At 33.0% G+C, this 17,365-nt stretch carries 15 protein-coding genes; 8 read left to right on the top strand and 7 right to left on the bottom strand.

Annotated elements, in window-relative coordinates; translation table 11 throughout:
• Positions 1–48 precede the first annotated feature (48 nt).
• Positions 49–1,812: a 30S ribosomal protein S12 methylthiotransferase accessory factor YcaO gene (gene ycaO / locus GYM75_RS07270; RefSeq protein WP_220215312.1), complete on the bottom strand. Its 1,764-nt coding sequence runs from the start codon at positions 1,810–1,812 to the stop codon at positions 49–51.
• A gap of 148 nt (positions 1,813–1,960) precedes the next feature.
• On the opposite strand from ycaO, the gene GYM75_RS07275 reads away from it, so the two are divergent.
• Positions 1,961–2,248, top strand: a complete 288-nt coding sequence (locus tag GYM75_RS07275; RefSeq protein ID WP_220215313.1) for a DUF4282 domain-containing protein — start codon at positions 1,961–1,963, stop codon at positions 2,246–2,248.
• A 36-nt stretch (positions 2,249–2,284) separates the two neighbouring features.
• Here GYM75_RS07275 and tsaD read toward each other — a convergent pair whose 3' ends face one another.
• From tsaD to coaE, 4 genes are read right to left on the bottom strand one after another with little or no spacing between them, the layout of a single operon-like run.
• On the bottom strand, positions 2,285–3,307 hold the full coding sequence (tsaD, locus tag GYM75_RS07280; protein WP_220215314.1) for a tRNA (adenosine(37)-N6)-threonylcarbamoyltransferase complex transferase subunit TsaD: 1,023 nt from the start codon (positions 3,305–3,307) through the stop codon (positions 2,285–2,287).
• Positions 3,304–3,525 (bottom strand): DNA gyrase inhibitor YacG, encoded by a 222-nt coding sequence (yacG, locus tag GYM75_RS07285; protein ID WP_220215315.1) that lies wholly within the window; start codon positions 3,523–3,525, stop codon positions 3,304–3,306. Before yacG ends, tsaD begins: the two co-directional genes overlap by 4 nt.
• Positions 3,526–3,556: 31 nt before the next feature.
• Positions 3,557–4,294: a cell division protein ZapD gene (gene zapD, locus GYM75_RS07290; RefSeq protein ID WP_220215316.1), complete on the bottom strand. Its 738-nt coding sequence runs from the start codon at positions 4,292–4,294 to the stop codon at positions 3,557–3,559.
• An 11-nt stretch (positions 4,295–4,305) separates the two neighbouring features.
• On the bottom strand, positions 4,306–4,905 hold the full coding sequence (coaE, locus tag GYM75_RS07295; RefSeq protein ID WP_220215317.1) for a dephospho-CoA kinase: 600 nt from the start codon (positions 4,903–4,905) through the stop codon (positions 4,306–4,308).
• Positions 4,906–5,293: 388 nt separating this feature from the next.
• Between coaE and lexA the strand changes: the two genes are divergently transcribed.
• Both lexA and GYM75_RS07305 read left to right on the top strand, forming a co-directional pair.
• Positions 5,294–5,917 carry a transcriptional repressor LexA gene (lexA, locus tag GYM75_RS07300; protein ID WP_220215318.1) on the top strand — a complete coding sequence of 208 codons (624 nt, stop codon included), beginning with the start codon at positions 5,294–5,296 and terminating at the stop codon, positions 5,915–5,917.
• Positions 5,918–5,964: 47 nt separating this feature from the next.
• Complete coding sequence (locus GYM75_RS07305; protein ID WP_220215319.1) at positions 5,965–6,333, top strand: hypothetical protein; 369 nt, start codon at positions 5,965–5,967, stop codon at positions 6,331–6,333.
• Between the two features lie 181 nt (positions 6,334–6,514).
• On the opposite strand, the gene ptrA is transcribed toward GYM75_RS07305, so the two are convergent.
• Positions 6,515–9,412, bottom strand: a complete 2,898-nt coding sequence (gene ptrA / locus GYM75_RS07310; protein ID WP_220215320.1) for a pitrilysin — start codon at positions 9,410–9,412, stop codon at positions 6,515–6,517.
• Positions 9,413–9,745: 333 nt separating this feature from the next.
• On the opposite strand from ptrA, the gene GYM75_RS07315 reads away from it, so the two are divergent.
• The 4 genes from GYM75_RS07315 (at position 9,746) to GYM75_RS07330 (ending at position 14,511) form a co-directional block, all read left to right on the top strand.
• Positions 9,746–10,936 (top strand): YaiO family outer membrane beta-barrel protein, encoded by a 1,191-nt coding sequence (locus tag GYM75_RS07315; protein WP_220215321.1) that lies wholly within the window; start codon positions 9,746–9,748, stop codon positions 10,934–10,936.
• The gene (locus GYM75_RS07320) at positions 10,924–11,847 is read left to right on the top strand and encodes a hypothetical protein (protein WP_220215322.1); all 924 of its coding nucleotides are present in this window, start codon (positions 10,924–10,926) and stop codon (positions 11,845–11,847) included. The genes GYM75_RS07315 and GYM75_RS07320 overlap by 13 nt, the downstream gene beginning before the upstream one ends.
• A 5-nt stretch (positions 11,848–11,852) precedes the next feature.
• The gene (locus GYM75_RS07325; RefSeq protein WP_220215323.1) at positions 11,853–13,286 is read left to right on the top strand and encodes a glycosyltransferase; all 1,434 of its coding nucleotides are present in this window, start codon (positions 11,853–11,855) and stop codon (positions 13,284–13,286) included.
• A 70-nt stretch (positions 13,287–13,356) separates the two neighbouring features.
• Positions 13,357–14,511 (top strand): hypothetical protein, encoded by a 1,155-nt coding sequence (locus tag GYM75_RS07330; protein ID WP_220215324.1) that lies wholly within the window; start codon positions 13,357–13,359, stop codon positions 14,509–14,511.
• A gap of 73 nt (positions 14,512–14,584) precedes the next feature.
• On the opposite strand, the gene prfC is transcribed toward GYM75_RS07330, so the two are convergent.
• On the bottom strand, positions 14,585–16,177 hold the full coding sequence (gene prfC / locus GYM75_RS07335) for a peptide chain release factor 3 (protein ID WP_220215325.1): 1,593 nt from the start codon (positions 16,175–16,177) through the stop codon (positions 14,585–14,587).
• 198 nt (positions 16,178–16,375) lie between these two features.
• Between prfC and ilvY the strand changes: the two genes are divergently transcribed.
• Positions 16,376–17,281, top strand: coding sequence for an HTH-type transcriptional activator IlvY (ilvY, locus tag GYM75_RS07340; protein WP_220215326.1), 906 nt, complete (start codon positions 16,376–16,378; stop codon positions 17,279–17,281).
• Positions 17,282–17,365 lie beyond the last annotated feature (84 nt).

The raw sequence follows: 17,365 nt of genomic DNA on the forward strand, positions 1-17,365 counted from the left end.
CACCGATGTTATTCGGTGGAATCATTAATATTACTGGAATAAAATCTATCACATGGTTTGATGTAATTTTTGATACACTGAAAGTAATTTTTGATGCATGGTAAACTGATCAAGATTCTCATTAGATGATTGAGTTGTAGTTGAAAAATCATTTAGACCATAAAACGTTTTCTCACCAATTGCATATTGCCACATTTTCTCAACACTAGTTTGACCATACATTTTGTTAAATGCCATTTGATAATCATTAAACTTATTCACATCGCGTTGAAGAATAAAATTAACCAAAGTTTGTAAGCAACGATAATTATGATTTCTTTCTGGTGACAAAATGGATTCATTCATTTCGATAGTCCAGTCAATCCACAATTTAGCTTGTTCTAAATCCTGAGCGGCTAGTGCAAGCATTGCTTTTAGTTCACCAACTCGTAACGTAAACCAAGCATTATCTTTACCCGTAGCAATCCCAAGTAGTTCACGAATTCGTGCAAAATCATCTAACCCTTCTTCATCTAATTGTTCAATAATGGCAAGATATTGTTCAGCAGAATATTTTTTTACCGGTAGTGACATAATAAGATCACGAAGATGAATCGCCATGTTGTTATTCGCAATTAAAAGATCTTCAGGCGGATATATTTCTGACATTCCGACAGCCAATATGCGACAAGCATATACACCTAAGTGCTCATAGTCCATAATTAATACTTCCGTATTTTGTTCATGAAAAATAGCCATAAGATTATTAAATTCTTGTTCCGTTGTCCCCGAAAAATCCCAATCCACAAATTCATAATCGGCTTTTTCTTTAAACAAATCCCATGATATTAAACCACTTGAATCAATAAAATGAGTTTCTAAGTTACTTAAATCCGCAATTTCATCATTATCAAAACTTGGTGGTGAGAAAACATCAAGATCTTTTAAACTTCTACCTTGTAATAGTTCCGTCACTGTTCTTTCAAGTGCAACACCAAAATTAGGATGAGCACCAAAGGAGGCATAACAGGTACCATTTTTAGGATTAAACAAGACGACACAAATCACAGGATATTTTCCGCCGAGAGACGCATCAAAGCAATATAGTGGAAATCCTTCATTTTCGAGTGATTCTATTGATGCTAACACGCTTGGATAGCGATGAATCACTTCTTCTGGAATCGTCGGTAAACTCACTGCTTCAGCAATAATTTTATTTTTAACGTAACGTTCAAAAATTTCAGATAAAGCTTGTACTCTAGCTTCATTACGTGTATTACCGGCTGACATACCATTTGAAGCATATAAATTAGCAATTAAGTTAACTGGTACATAAACAATCTTTTGATCGGATTGAGAGATAAATGGTAAAGCGCAAATCCCTCGTTCACGATTACTTGATTGTAAATCAATAAGATCGGTTGCACTTAATTCATTATTTGGATCATAAAATTGTAAAAGTTTTTCAGATAATATCCCTTCTGGCAAGGTATTATCGTCAGGCACTAAAAACCATTTTTCCGTTGGATAGTGAACAAAGCTAGCCGTTGCTGCTTGTTTCCCTAAATAAAAATCAGAAAAGAAATAATTGGTTGATAACCGTTCAAAATATTCGCCTAAAGCCGATGCTAATGCTGCTTTTTTGCTCGCTCCTTTACCATTAGCAAAGCATAAAGGACACTGCATATTTTGTATATGGACTGACCAGACATTAGCTACTGGATTAAGCCATGAAGCCTCTTTAACATCTAATTGATATTTAGCTAATTGTTGATGAAAATAGTGGATTGAATCTTCAAGGGCGGCATCTTTGCCTGTTATATATGTTTTCATAAATTTATTTTAAACTTTATTTGCATTGATTTATTCTAAAATATGTTATCTAATATACAATGATTATTTCAGATAATCATCAAGTAGTTAACATTAAATATATTCAAACCTTAAATATCATATATATAAATCAGTATTGAGGAAAGAAATGAAAGATTTTAAACCAATTGATTTACTGTTTTTTAACCGCTTAATTATGCCAAGTGTATTAACCTTTCTGTACTGGTTAATGTTAGCGTGCGTCACCCTGGGTGGTTTATTCAATATTTTTCAGGGTAGTATTCTTTATGGATTGTTCGGTATAATTAGCGGAGCTGTTCTTACCCGCATTTGCTTCGAATTAATCTGTGTCTCTTTTAGTATCAATAGAAATTTAGAAAAATTAGTTCAATTGCAATCAGATGGTAATCGTAAATCAACTGATTCAAATATCTAAGATTTTTAGCCGTAAAAAGTTAGAATATATCCAACATTAACTGTTGGATATATTTAAAGCCCATCTAGGATTGACTTCAATTGCCAATTCGCTGTTTAGTTTCTGTTTTAAATGAATCATACCCGCATAAGCAATCATTGCACCATTATCAGTACAAAACGCTAGTCTAGGATAATACACTTTTCCTTTTCTTTGTTGCATTAACTGTGTTAATTTACTCCGCAAAGTTTTATTTGCACTTACACCGCCAGCAATCACTAAACGTTTGAAGCCTGTGTGGTCGAGTGCTCGTCTTGATTTGATGACTAAGGTATCAACTAAGGCATCTTCAAAAGCACGTGCAATATCGGCTTTAGTTTGTTCATCTATAATACTCTCTTTACTGTGCTGATGAATGGCATTAGCTGTGGCTGTTTTAAGACCAGAAAAACTAAAATCAAAACCGGGTCTATCTGTCATCGGTCGAGGAAAATGGAATCGAGAAGATATGCCTTGCTCAGCTAATTTTGAAAGTTTTGCTCCACCAGGATAATCAATTCCTAACAGTTTAGCTGTTTTATCAAATGCCTCGCCTGCGGCGTCATCAATGGATTCACCAAGTAACTGATATTCCCCTACTCCAGTCACACTAAAAAGTTGAGTGTGCCCTCCGGATACTAATAAAGCCACAAAAGGAAACTCAGGCGGATTGTCTTCAAGCATAGGGGCAAGTAAATGTCCTTCCATATGATTCACAGCAATAGCAGGTACATTCCATGCATAGGCAAGTGAACGCCCTATTGATGCGCCTACCATTAACGCGCCGATTAATCCAGGCCCCGCCGTATAAGCCACGCCATCAATATCGCGCGAAGTTAAATTAGCTTCTTTTAAGGCCGCTTGAATCAGTGGTACTGTTTTACGAATGTGATCTCGTGATGCAAGTTCTGGTACGACACCACCATAATCAGCATGTAATTTGATTTGTGAATAAAGTTGATTAGCCAGTAATCCATGATGATCATCATAAATTGCTACACCTGTTTCATCGCAAGATGTTTCAATACCAAGGATCTTCATGAGTTTTTACCCGAAAAATTTAATTTGTCATCTTCACTCCAAAGATCTTGTTCGCTTATCTCTTTATCAGCAATGCGATGCTCTTCTGCCGCCCATTCACCCAAATCAATGAGCTGACAACGCTTGCTACAAAATGGGCGATAAGGACTTTTATCTGACCACTCAACTTGTTTTCGACAAGTTGGGCATTCAACTAAGGTTGTTGTTTGATTATTCATTTAATTGTGTATAATTTTCTCTCTAAGTTTATTAGCAACATGCTAATTCAAATTCAATTGTATCTGTTGTACTATTTTCACAAGTTTCAAGAGGTAAAAAACGCACGCTGTAACGCGACATATGCCCAGAAACTTGCGGATAAACTTTTTTATCTAAAGAAACACGAATACGTATCAAATTAATTTCACCATTAGTTTCTTGAAAAAAGTTATTGGTACAAATAAATTTCTTAAATTCACCTAATTGTCTAATTAGTTGCATACATGATGATAAAGACTCATCAAGTAATGATAAATGTTTTAACCACTTTTGTACTTGCTGTGCTCGTGACTCAACTGGCAATTTTAGCCAAAGATAAAAAAATGGAAGGTCAAAACTGCAACAACCTCCTGGAATCATCAAACGTTGTCGTATTGATGTAATGAAACGATCGTCTTTTAAAGCTTGTCCTAAACGAATTGTAGCATTAAATTGGGTAAGGTAAGAATCAAATTTTATTAATAATCCATTGATCAATTCTTTATCTACTCCATCAACATTCAACCAAACAGTTAGTTTTTGCTTTTGAGATTCAATTTCCTTAATTAGATCACTTCTTATATCACTACGTTCAATGATTTCTAAAAGTTCTGATAACGCATGAAAAAAAAGTAGCGCATCATCTTCTTGAAAATGACAATGTTTATTAATTTGATTCAACAAAAATTCAAGCCGTAACCAAGTACGCATTTTTTCATTTAAAGGATGTTCAAAAATAATATCATTCATGTTAATCCATTCTATTTTCTAAATTTATTTAAATATTGTTGGTGTAATTTTCCAACTTGTTGTTTTAATGAACTTAAATCACCATCATTATCAATCGTATCATCAGCATAAGCCAATCGTTTGGCTGAACTTGCTTGCGAAAGTATCATTTTTTTAGCTAGCGATTCTGAAATATGATCTCTTTTAACAAGTCGCTCTAATTGTAATGATTCTGGAATATCAATCATTAAAACCCGATCTGCAAAATTATGTAAGTTATTCTCAACTAACAATGGCACAACCCAAATGATGTACTCAGCTTTTTGTCTGGCAATTTGACGTTGTGTTTCTTGATGTATAAGGGGATGTAATAAATTATTAAGCCAAAGACGCTCATGTTCATTGTTAAAAATAATTTCTCTTAATTGACTTCGATCCAGTTCTCCATTTGGGAGTAAAATCTCTTGGCTGAAATGTTTAACAATTTGAATAAAGGGTTCTGTTCCAACTTTTACTATTTGCCGAGCAATAATATCAGCATCAATGATTGGCACACCCAAATTTGCAAATAAACTTGCAATGGTACTTTTACCACTAGCCACTCCACCACTAAGCGCTACAACATTTGGCATGGGACATATTCCAATCAAACAAAAATCTTACTAAAGTATATCATATAAATAATTGTCATTATATGCTCTAATTCACCTAAACAAAATAAACAAAACTTATAATTTAATTAAATAATTAAATATAACTATAAATAACATCTATACAATATACCTTTAATAAATATATGTTAAATTTGAAAAACTATAATTAGTTAAAGTTTTTATTGTTAAATAATATTAAAAATAGATTTGATAAACAATTTAATTATTAGTAAAAGTTTTCAATTTTAAAATTAAACTTCATAATCTCTAATCCGCACAGATTTAAAATAAATTCAATAAACTATTGGCATTATTATTATAGCTGTATATAATCACATATATCTGTATATATACACAGGGAAAAACCATGAGACCTTTAACAGAACGCCAGCAGCAAATATATGATTTAATCAAACAAAACATACAGACCACAGGAATGCCACCTACACGAGCAGAAATTGCTAAAAGCTTAGGTTTTCGTTCAGCTAACGCAGCTGAAGAGCATTTGAAAGCATTAGCCAAAAAAGGCGCTATAGAAATGATTGCTGGCTCATCCAGAGGGATTAGACTCTTGCTTGAAAACAGTGAAACTAATGAGACAGAAGGATTACCACTCATTGGTCAAGTCGCTGCCGGCTCACCGATTCTCGCTCAAGAACATATTGAAAGTTTTTATCAAGTTGATCCCCATTTATTTAAACCCACTGCGGATTTTTTATTACGTGTTCATGGAATGTCAATGAAAGATATAGGCATATTAGATGGTGACTTACTAGCAGTACATAAAACACAAGATGTTAAAAATGGGCAAGTTGTTGTTGCACGCATTGATGATGAAGTAACCGTTAAACGATTATCTCGTAAAGGTAAATACATTCATTTAATTGCCGAAAATACTGAATTTTCACCAATTGAAGTCAATCTTGAACAACAAAACTTTGCCATCGAAGGAATTGCTGTAGGGATTATTCGTAATGGATCATGGATGTAAGTTAGTATAAAATACTCACAAATCATAGCTAAAGCAGGAGAAATAGCATGTGGCTATTTTGGTTGTTTGAATTTTTAGGTTTTTTAGCTGTTCTACTGGCTATTTTTCTATATTGTCGATTGCGTAAACAACGATTTTGGTCATTTATTTGGCAAAATTTAAAGTGGGTGGCAATATCTATACTTGTGGTTTGGCTTGCAATCGCAATATTGTGCCGAAATCATTTATTTAGCGCTGCTCATTGTTATTTTCGTGGTGAAAGTATGCATGCTAATACAAAATATTCAATCTTTTTGAGTGAGTGCCAAGTAGAAACACCTAGTGGGAGTTATGTGCCAATCGAACGATCCCGGGCTATACCCGGTTCAAGCGATACTCATGACAATCATGGAGCTGATGGATATATTCCTTATTAATCTTTTAAACTCAAATAAAAAAGGTAATTTTAAAAATTACCTTTTTTTATTGTTTTATTTCTATCTATTATTTTAGACTCTTCGAATGTTATGAATTAAAGAGCCTCACTGTTAATTATAGAGTCAATGATTTTAATATTCATTGAACATCTATCAATTTACTTATTGACTAATATGCTATCTATTTATTTAATTCCTCTAATAATAACTTTTGCAAAGCAGAAGCATTTTCAAATGAAGTATAATCATTATTATTGATGGCCTTAGGCTGCTTAGTATTATCCGATGATTTACCCAATACTTGTGAAGCAAGCACCAAGCCAGTTTGTTCAGTTATCGAATGTTTATAAAAATCAATCAAATCTTTCTTATTGATTTTTTTGATTTTTTCTATTTTTTTACTTCTTGAATCAAATGTAAAACGTGAAAAAAGGAAATCGCTTACGTAATACTCCAGTTCCTCATTCAATGTTTGAGGAGGCATAGTGAGTTCATCAAGTATTGCTTTTTTATATTCATCAATATCTTTATTGGATAAAGCCTCTAAATTATTTAGCATTGTAGGATAAAAATGTTGATAACGCTTTAATAAATAATCAGGATCATATTGATTACTTTGAAGAATAAAACTCAAGCCTAAAGATTGACCAATATTGACAGGTACTGCAAATACGGCATAACCAAGTTGTTCTTTGGTGCGTAATTGCTCGAAAAACCATGGTGAAATAATTTTTGAAAGGGTATAACTTAGCATTCCGCCAGTAACTCGATCATAATTAATGGGTATATAACTCATTATCAATGCATTATCTGTACTTGTAGCATGTTGCGTAATGATAGCTTTGAGTGGTGCATTGATTTCAATGTTTTTAAATGGCGTGAATTCTGCTTTATCAGATAGCATTTTTTTTATGGAATGATAAAGATTTAACGAGTTTTCAGCAGAAATATTGCCTAAGCTTAACATATAAGGAACTGAATTAGTTAATAAACTCTTCCGGTAAGTTAAAATATCATCTATGTTAATCTCTTTAATAATTTGACGTTTCACATCACGCTCAAAATAATGTGGATATGTCGATAATGCTGAAATAGGTTTGTAGGCTAAATTGTAACTTTTGGCATGATCAGCTTGATCAAGTTCTTGTAGATACCATGATTTAGCTAAATTGAGACTTAGCTCATCAACATTAGTATTTCGATATTTGTCTAGTATAGCAGTTATTATATCGGGCATATGTTGGTTAAATCCACTAGCAACTATCATCAAACCATTATCCTTACTACTTGATAATTCTATACCAGCTTCACTTGCTTGAAATACTAACTGATCTAATTCCCGACTAACAATATAATCAAGTAATTCAAAGGACACTTGAGATTTAGCATCACTAAAAGCTTGATTATTACGCAGAGAGACTATAATAGCGGCTTTGGGTTCATCGTTGAAATATTGACTTGCAAAATGAAAATGATTACCCCGCTTATTAAATTCATTCGTTTGCAATGGATTAGTATCTTGTTTAACAATTGTAAAATCATCAGGTATATATGGATTTGTAGTTGGCAAAGAAAATGAATAAGTTTTGGCAAAATTTTTCCAATTTATTTTCTGCTCTTGAGTGATATTATCTATTTGATAAGGTACGTTAAGCGAATAAGCTATTTTGTTAGTAGTTTGATCTGGCGATATAACCCATAACCTAACATTATCAGGTGTTAAACTCTTCAACCTAGCTAAAACAGCCGCTTTATCAAAATGAGTTGCAATATAATCAGAATTCAAAATGTTTTCTACCGGATAAGCTAACATTTGATCTGACAGCCACTCAACATACGACATGTCACGCTCTATATTTTGGTATCTAAATTTTAGCGCTAATACTTTCTTTAATTCCTCATAATAAATATCTGAAACCCCATCTTTCTGAATTAATTGCAAATAATTAAAGATTGCCCCAATCACTTTATCTTTTTCGGCAAGTCCTTGATCGGTTAAACTGACATTTATACTAAAGATACCACTATTTCCATAGCGAATTGGGTCGAAAGACGCACTGATACCTTCAATCAAACCTTGTTTTTTTAACTGATCAGACAGCGTATTTTTACTACTGTTAGTAATTAAATAACTGATAAATTCATCACTTTTATTAGCAAAATTAGCTAAATTATTTTCCATTGGAAACTGCAAATAAAGTGTCTTTTTGGGCTGAGCTGGTATCATTGAAATTTGTTTATCAACAGATTCCTTAGTGATTGCTTTTTCATCAATTTGGGGGACAGTAATATTTTTATTAGGAATTAGACCAAATGTTTTTTCAGCTAATTTTGCTAATTTGTTAATACTTTGGTTGCTATATAATACACCGACCATAATGTTGGCTGAATAATAATCGGCATGAAATTTTACTAAAGCGTCTTGTAATTTACTGTTTGGTTTATCTGCTAAAGTCTCTAAATTTCCAATAAAAAAATGTGATGAAGGATGATTTTGATTAATTGTTTCTGAATCAACTTGTCCAAAACGCAAACCATCTTCAGATCTTCCCATTGTCATCTCAGCATTAACAGCATTGCGTTCTTTGTCGGCATATTTTGGGTCTAATATCGGTTCGGCAATCGCATCAGCTAAATAATCTAATGCTGTTTCAAAAGCGCTATTTTCAATTTCAAAATAAAATGATGTTCGATACCTCACCGTACTTGCATTATATTGTCCTGCATGTCGATTTAAAAATAAAGAAAAGCTAGCTGGTTCAGGATATTTCTTTGATCCCATTAAAACCATGTGTTCAGTGTAATGAGCGAGACCTTGATGCGCTGTTGGATCTTGTAATGCGCCCACTGGTAGCGCTATTGAAGCTAAAGATTTAACCGCTTTTGAATCAGAAACGAGTAATACTCGCATTTTATTTGGCAATTCAATTACTTCATATTGTCGATTATCGCGTTCACTTTGTTGCACTTTTTCTAATAATACAGGATGAACAAGTTTATTTTCGATGGCAGAAGATGAATTGGAAATAATTAATGATAATGCAGTTAAAAAAACAACTTTGACTTTCATTTTTTTCATATAATTCTCCAAGTTAAAAGTATCATTATATTCACAATTTAATAATTAAGAAGAAAAATATACAAAAAATAAACAACCCAAACTATAGTTAACAAAAATCACCAAATATAACTATTTTTTGCTGCCTATATTTTATATAATTTTCAACCCATTTAGATAATTGAAACCGTGTAACGAAATGTTTTAAGCAAGTTTGCTGAACCAAAAAATTTCCAATTTATCAAGGCTGTTCAATGAATCTAATTGTTATTCTATTGACCGAATGATCTTCGATTCTTTCACAACTAAAACAATAAAATATAATTATGAAATATATAGAATTAAGGTGGTTATATGTATTATAAGTATGTCTTAATGATAGGTCTTTTCGCTTACAGTTCCACTTCTTTTCCTAACCTAAATAATCATGACAAAGCCGTTAAAGCAGATAAATTATTAAAAGAAAGTATTGAAGCAAAGAAAACTCAAAATTTTGAACTTGCTTTAACTAAGTTACAGGAAGCTCATCGGCTATTTCCTACTAACTCTGACATTTTAGTGCAACTTGGTTTTAATTATTATGCCAGACAAGAATTAGAACTAGCAAAACAATCATTTCAAAATGCTTTAACCATAGCTCCCAATTATGTTGATGCACAATATGGTCTAGTAAGTGTAATTCTGGCGCAAAATAGTGATACGCCATATGCGGCAGAGCAATTACTTGATCAATATTTAAGTCAATCACCAAATAACTCTGAATTATTAAAATTAAAAAAAACGATAAATGAAATTAAAAGTAATATTCATAATTGGACATTAAATATTTCTGGCACACACAGCCATTTAACAAAATCTTATGCAGATTGGAACGAGGCAGATATCGCATTATCTTACAAATTGTCAAAAAATAGTACTATTACAGGTCATTTAGCTCAATCCCATCGGTTTAATATGAATGACCAACGATTTGGCACAACATTTTGGCATACGATGAATGATAGAGCTTATGGCTACTTATCTGGCTTTGCAGCCTCCTCAAAAAAATTCTTTGCTCGCTATACGGTAGCAAGTGGTATTGATTATATGTTATTTAAACCGACAAATGAATATCTTAATTCTCTTCACATCACGCTAGATTTAAAGTTTGACCATTATGATGACGGAAATATTAAAAGTATTACACCAGGTATAGAACAGTATTTCTTTAATGATCGATTATCGCTTGCAGGTAAGTGGTACAATACTTATGACCAAGACAACAATCATACCAATGGTTTTTTAATTAAGTTATCAGTCATCCCGACTGAGAAAATGCACCTATTTCTCGGTTACTCTAATTCTCAAGAAACGTCTGACCGTTCAAATCGTTTTAATCAATCTTTAATCGAGGCGAAAGCGCATTTTGTGGGACTGTCCTATGACATTTCCAACCGATTTAGTGTGAATTTTAACTACACAACTGAAGGACGAAAAGACACAAATCGCAATCGCCGATTGTATAACAAAAACACTTTAGGATGTGGTATAAAATGGATATATTAATACGGTATATCAACATTTACAATGTAAGTATGATTCTTACAGGGATTTTAATTGTTATCTTAACTTCAATTATTTATATTAAGCGAAGATATCAACAAAAAAAATTTGCAAATCTAAAATTAAAATTAGTTAATTTGATTAATGCCAAAAACCGCACGTATTCATTTAGCTCTAACAAAATATTAAAACATTCCATAAATTCAGTCGCATTGATTGCCGCATTTTTTGCTGAAAAAAAGAACAGTGAGCTTGAACCGATAATTTCGATTTTTGAAAATGAATTATTTCAAAAAAAATTGCGCAGATTATTGAAAAAAGGAACAACAAAAGAGCGCATTGATGCAGCAAATATGTTGTCTTATTACCCAACAGAAGAGACTTTTTTTGCGCTAAAAAAAGCTTGTGAAAATCCTAATCCAGAAATTGCTATTGCAGCAGCCCTCAGTTTAGCTATTAGTAACCCAGAAGTAACACTTGCAGAACTCATAATTATATTGTCTAAATCAATACCGCAAGATGGTTTATTTTGTTTTCTACGACTTGTTCCATCAAGTAAACTTTTAGAATTTGAAACCGACATAATAAATCAACAATTTAGTAATATTGATGAAAATTTATCGAATATTCTCACTCAAATTTCAAATAATTATATTACGCCTTACGCTATGTTAGCCAAAGAAGATCGGCGGGAATACATGTGTGCTTTTTATGATGCTTTAATCGAACTACAAAGTAATTCTTCAGGTATTATTCATAGTTGCTATCTAATTAATTTTATTAACGAATTCTGTTATCAAGAAAAAATATCTAGTATTGAAGAATTAATTACAGAATATTTTGATTTTAGTTCTAAACAATTTGTCCATATCCTCGATAAAAACAATAATATTTTCAAAATTAAACACGGGTAAACTTTATGAATAATGATTTATACTATGCAATAAAGATTTGCATGGAAGTACTGGTTATTCTCATAATGATTGTTGGGCTTTTACAAATACTCATCTATTTCTTGCAACTTATCATTTCTGTTTATGTTCTAATTAAGGATCGAGATAACGATAAAAAGATACAAAATATTAAAAAAAACGAGGGAATTTTACCTGCTATATCTATTATTATGCCGGCCTATAATGAAAGCGTTACCATCATTGATAGTATTGAATCAATGCTAGCTACAGAATATCCTAATGTCGATATTATTGTGATTAATGATGGTTCGACCGATAATACCTTCCAACTAATTTATGAGCATTTTCAACTGCAAGAAATCGTACATAATTTAAATAATGCAGATCAAAACCACCTTTCCCACGCAAAAATAAAAGGTGTCTATATTTCTCGAAAAGATAGCCGTCTACGCATCATCGACAAAGTCAATGGTGGAAAGGCAGACGCTCACAATGCCGCAATCAATTTAAGTCAAGCACCTATCGTTTGCCTTATTGATGCTGACTCGATTTTAGAGCCCGATGCATTAACTAAAGCTGTCATTCCCTTTATTTATAGTCCTCAAACAATTGCTGTTGGCGGAACAGTACGAGTTGCTAACAGTTGTCTGATAAATAAAGGCGTGGTAACAAAAATAAAACTTTCAAAAAAATACATTGTTCAATTGCAAGCATTAGAATATATGCGTTCATTTTTAATGGCGAAAGTCGCATGGAATCATATTAAGATATTACCTATCATCTCTGGGGCTTTTGGTTTATTCCGTCGAGATTTAGCCATCAAAATTGGGGGATTTTCGGCTGATTCGGTTGGTGAAGACTTTGACTTTACCGTCAAACTACATAAACTAATCTATGACACTAAAGGTCATTACAAAATAGAGTATGTTCCAACAGCCGTTTGCTGGACTCAAGTTCCTGAAAAATGGAAGGTTTTAAGGAATCAACGTATACGTTGGCATATTGGTGCATTGCAAACCTATTTGCATTTTAAAGAATTTACTTTTAAGATAAAATATAAACGACTAAGTTTTATACTGTTACCTTTTTCAATATTAACGGATATTTTAGGTCCCATAGCTGAATTATTGGGCTATGTATTGTTACCACTTTTTTGTTATTTCAACGTTATTGATGGAAATCTTATTCTATCCTATTTTTTACTTGTTATTAGCTACAATATATTAATTACTTCGACCGCTATTGCTATTGATGGATTATTACTTAGAGGGCTAGATAAGATTAAATATTTTATATCATTACTGTTTATTTCACTCATTGACAATTTTGGCTATCGACAAATCTGTTTATATTGGAAATTCAAAGGTTTTTTTAGGTTAAAAAAAGGTAAATTATCTTGGGGAAAAATGGAGAGAGTTAAATTTGATAAAAAAAATTAAGCGATTATATAACAACCTATTATTTATCCTAATTCTTTTTATTCCTTCAATATGTGCAGGTGATGTTTTTATGTTGAATAGCTTTAAGAGTCCAGCTTCCGTTCAATATATTACATCATCAAAACAATATGAGATGTATGATAAAAATAAACCTGTTTTAAGACCTATCGATAACACAAATTACATAACTAAACCAAGGCAAATGATTTCTAGTATTAATACATTCTTTCATAACAAAGCGTTATCGTTTATTAATGCATCAATGTTGCAAAATAGTTCCAATCCTTCAAAATTGAATATCGAACAATTAACACCTCGTGCTAACTCAAAAGATAGTTCAACAAATTCAGAAAAAAAACAAAATATTGCTATGTGGAATTGGATAGCAACGACCTGGAATAACTCACCTAACCAATTTATCTCAAAGATAAAATCAAAAGGAATTAATCGGATCTATTTACAATTATTTATTGAAAATCAACAAATTGAATATAAAGATCAGCTAATAAATCTAATAGATATCGCATTCCAAAATGGTATAGAAATCATTGCTGTTGAAGGAGCAGCAGAAATGATACTTGAAAGTGGTTTACAAAATGCGATTGAACGTAATCAAATAATTAAACAATTCTGTCAGCAACGTATAAGTAAACCTTGTCTTGCTGGAATTCAATATGATATAGAACCCTATTTATTACCAGATTATGACCAAAATAAAGATCAGATTTGGCTACAATGGACACAAGCGATAAAAAAACTGAGTGAAAGTTGGGGAGGAAAAATTGAGGTTGTAGTCCCATTTTGGTTAAAAGATATTAGCCATGGCATGCAAATTATCCAAAATATTGAACCTTATACCCTAAAATACATTGTCATGGTTTATCGTACTGATTATAAACTCATTTATGATATTAGTGCTAAGTGGTTATCATGGGGAGATGAAAATCTTCATAAAATCGTCATTGCTCTTGAAAATGGTATACTCAGTGAAGAATTCGAAAAATATTACTCCTATGACCAAACGAATAGTGAAATCGAAGAAGGGTCAAATGATGAGAATTCTGATGTTAATTCAACTGATCATATTGTGGACTTCACAGAAATTAGCTTTGGTGGTAAGGAAGATGAACTATTTGATATGATTAATAGACTGACTAAGGTATTTTCAAATTGGAATTCTTTTGATGGTTTTGCCATTAATGGACTATTGGTTGAAGAAGAGTAAATAAGAGCCAGGTTGACTAGCTCTTATTGCTGATCTGATTTATGAAATCAATAAAGTTTTAACTTAACCTTAATTAATGCTCACGTGTTTTTCTAAATTCAATATCAGGATAGCGTTCCTGTGTTAAATTTAAATTCACCATGCTTGGCGCAATATAAGAAAGATTATCACCACCATCAAGGGCTAAGTTTTGCTCGCATTTACGTTTAAATTCTTCCAATTTTTTCACATCATTACATTCAACCCAACGGGCTGTTGTGACGTTTACCGGTTCATAAATGGCTTCTACATTGTATTCCGATTTTAAACGCGCAACCACCACATCAAATTGCAGCACACCGACCGCCCCGACAATCAAATCATTGTTGGATAATGGTCTAAATACCTGCACAGCACCCTCTTCTGATAACTGCACCAATCCTTTTAATAGCTGTTTTTGTTTAAGCGGATCTTTCAATCGTATCCGTCTGAACAATTCAGGCGCAAAATTAGGGATGCCAACAAATTTAAAATCTTCACCCTGCGTAAATGTATCACCGATTTGAATCGTACCGTGATTGTGCAATCCAATAATATCACCGGCATAAGCTTCTTCGACATGTTCACGATCACCTGCCATAAATGTCAAGGCATCGGAAATATTCACATCTTTGGCAATCCTCACATGACGTAACTTCATGCCTTTTTCATATTTACCCGAAACGATACGCATAAAAGCAACTCGGTCACGATGTTTAGGGTCCATATTGGCTTGAATTTTGAACACAAAGCCACTAAATTTTTCTTCTGATGATTTGACTTCACGTTTGTCAGTCTGACGAGGTTGTGGCGTTGGCGCCCAAGCTGTTAAGCCATCAAGCATATGATCGACACCAAAATTACCTAACGCTGTACCAAAAAAGACAGGGGTTAAATCACCAGATAAAAAAGCATCCAAATCAAACTCATTTGATGCACCTTGAACCAGTTCCAGCTCTTCACGTAGTTGCTGAGCTAAATCTTCACCTACCGCTGTATCTAATTCGGGATTATCTAACCCTTTAATAATACGTACATCCTGAATAGTATGACCTTTACCCGATTGATAAAGATAGGTTTCATCTTTATTAAGATGATACACACCTTTAAATAACTTACCACAACCAATTGGCCAAGTGATCGGTGCACATAGGATATTAAGCTCGTTTTCAACTTCGTCAAGCAGTTCCATTGGGTCACGAATATCACGGTCTAACTTATTCATAAAGGTTAAAATTGGGGTATTACGCAACCGTGTCACTTCCATCAATTTACGAGTACGATCTTCCACCCCTTTAGCGGCATCAATGACCATTAAACAGCTATCTACTGCTGTCAATGTTCGATAAGTATCTTCAGAAAAGTCTTCATGCCCAGGTGTATCAAGTAAATTGACTAAACAATCGTTATATGGAAATTGCATCACAGAAGTTGTGATAGAAATACCACGTTGTTTTTCCATCTCCATCCAGTCAGATTTAGCATGTTGAGCATTCGCACCACGCCCTTTGACTGTCCCAGCAGTTTGAATTGCGTGACCGAATAACAAAACCTTTTCGGTAATCGTTGTTTTACCCGCATCAGGGTGCGAAATGATAGCAAAAGTGCGACGAGCATTAACTTCGTCTAGGTAAGCTTGTTCTGTCATAAAATTAATATTCATTAACCTGTACAAAAATAATCGAGCATTTTAACAGGTATCGCTATCCATTGCCATGAATGTATTAACAATGGTTTGCCTTATTTAATTATCTATGCATAATATCTTCATTTGCCTAGCTAATTAGAGCATTTACAATAAAATAGCGTTGAGCTAAGCATGTGATTTATCAAAACGGAACTTTCTATGAATATTCGTGATTTGAAATTATTTTTACATTTATGTGAAACGTGCCATTTTGGTATGACAGCTAATGCTATGCATGTTAGCCCATCGACTTTATCACGACAAATTCAACGATTAGAAGAATATTTTGGTCATCCGCTTTTTATACGTGATAATCGGCAAGTTCAAATCACTCAAATGGGTGAAAAAGTTAAACGTTTTGCTCAACAAGTTATTAATCAACATCAACAGTTGATGCAAGAATTAGAACTATCAAATCAACAGCTCGTTGGTGAATTAAGACTCTTTTGTTCTGTAACGGCAGCTTATAGTCATTTACCAGAAATACTCGATCAGTTTCGAATACACTATCCTTTAATTGAAATTAAACTATCCACTGGCGATGCGGCTGATGCAGTAACAAAAATTCAATTAAATGACGCTGATGTTGCTATAGCAGGAAAACCAAAGCAACTTCCATCAGGAATTGAATTTTTAAAATTCGGTGAAATTGAAATGGTCTTGCTTATTCCAAAACTGAATAGTTCATTCAGCGATAAACTTCACCAAAAAATTCCGGATTGGGATAATATTCCTTTCATTTTACCGGATCATGGACCAAGCAGACAACGAATAGATTTATGGTTCAAACAACAAAAAATTACCAGCCCCAAAATTTATGCAACGGTTGCCGGACATGAAGCCATTGTCTCGATGGTTGCATTAGGCTGTGGTGTTGCATTATTACCTAAAGTTGTGATGGAAAACAGCCCTGAAAGAATAAGAGAACGCATTACAGAATGGTCAACCAACTTAATGCAACCTTTTGACATCGGAATTTGTGTCCAAAAAAGACGGTTATCCGAAAAAATAATCGCCGCATTTTGGAACGTATCGAGTTTGAGTCATACAAAAAATAAATTATAATAAGTATTAGCAATTAACAAACCAAGATTAATTGGATTAATTTTGTTTTTCAAAATAGATCAAATTACCTCTCTACTCTTGATG

The sequence above is a fragment of the Gilliamella sp. ESL0441 genome (assembly GCF_019469185.1).
Taxonomy (GTDB): domain Bacteria; phylum Pseudomonadota; class Gammaproteobacteria; order Enterobacterales; family Orbaceae; genus Gilliamella.

Bases quoted from the DNA above. Each gene is read 5' to 3' on its own strand.
- GYM75_RS07305 (WP_220215319.1), top strand. From the start codon at position 5,965: ATGTGGCTATTTTGGTTGTTTGAATTTTTAGGTTTTTTAGCTGTTCTA.
- GYM75_RS07315 (WP_220215321.1), top strand. From the start codon at position 9,746: ATGTATTATAAGTATGTCTTAATGATAGGTCTTTTCGCTTACAGTTCC.
- zapD (WP_220215316.1), bottom strand. From the start codon at position 4,294: ATGAATGATATTATTTTTGAACATCCTTTAAATGAAAAAATGCGTACT.
- GYM75_RS07320 (WP_220215322.1), top strand. From the start codon at position 10,924: ATGGATATATTAATACGGTATATCAACATTTACAATGTAAGTATGATT.
- tsaD (WP_220215314.1), bottom strand. From the start codon at position 3,307: ATGAAGATCCTTGGTATTGAAACATCTTGCGATGAAACAGGTGTAGCA.
- GYM75_RS07325 (WP_220215323.1), top strand. From the start codon at position 11,853: ATGAATAATGATTTATACTATGCAATAAAGATTTGCATGGAAGTACTG.
- ycaO (WP_220215312.1), bottom strand. From the start codon at position 1,812: ATGAAAACATATATAACAGGCAAAGATGCCGCCCTTGAAGATTCAATC.
- ilvY (WP_220215326.1), top strand. From the start codon at position 16,376: ATGAATATTCGTGATTTGAAATTATTTTTACATTTATGTGAAACGTGC.
- prfC (WP_220215325.1), bottom strand. From the start codon at position 16,177: ATGACAGAACAAGCTTACCTAGACGAAGTTAATGCTCGTCGCACTTTT.
- coaE (WP_220215317.1), bottom strand. From the start codon at position 4,905: ATGCCAAATGTTGTAGCGCTTAGTGGTGGAGTGGCTAGTGGTAAAAGT.
- GYM75_RS07275 (WP_220215313.1), top strand. From the start codon at position 1,961: ATGAAAGATTTTAAACCAATTGATTTACTGTTTTTTAACCGCTTAATT.
- lexA (WP_220215318.1), top strand. From the start codon at position 5,294: ATGAGACCTTTAACAGAACGCCAGCAGCAAATATATGATTTAATCAAA.
- ptrA (WP_220215320.1), bottom strand. From the start codon at position 9,412: ATGAAAAAAATGAAAGTCAAAGTTGTTTTTTTAACTGCATTATCATTA.
- yacG (WP_220215315.1), bottom strand. From the start codon at position 3,525: ATGAATAATCAAACAACAACCTTAGTTGAATGCCCAACTTGTCGAAAA.
- GYM75_RS07330 (WP_220215324.1), top strand. From the start codon at position 13,357: ATGTTGAATAGCTTTAAGAGTCCAGCTTCCGTTCAATATATTACATCA.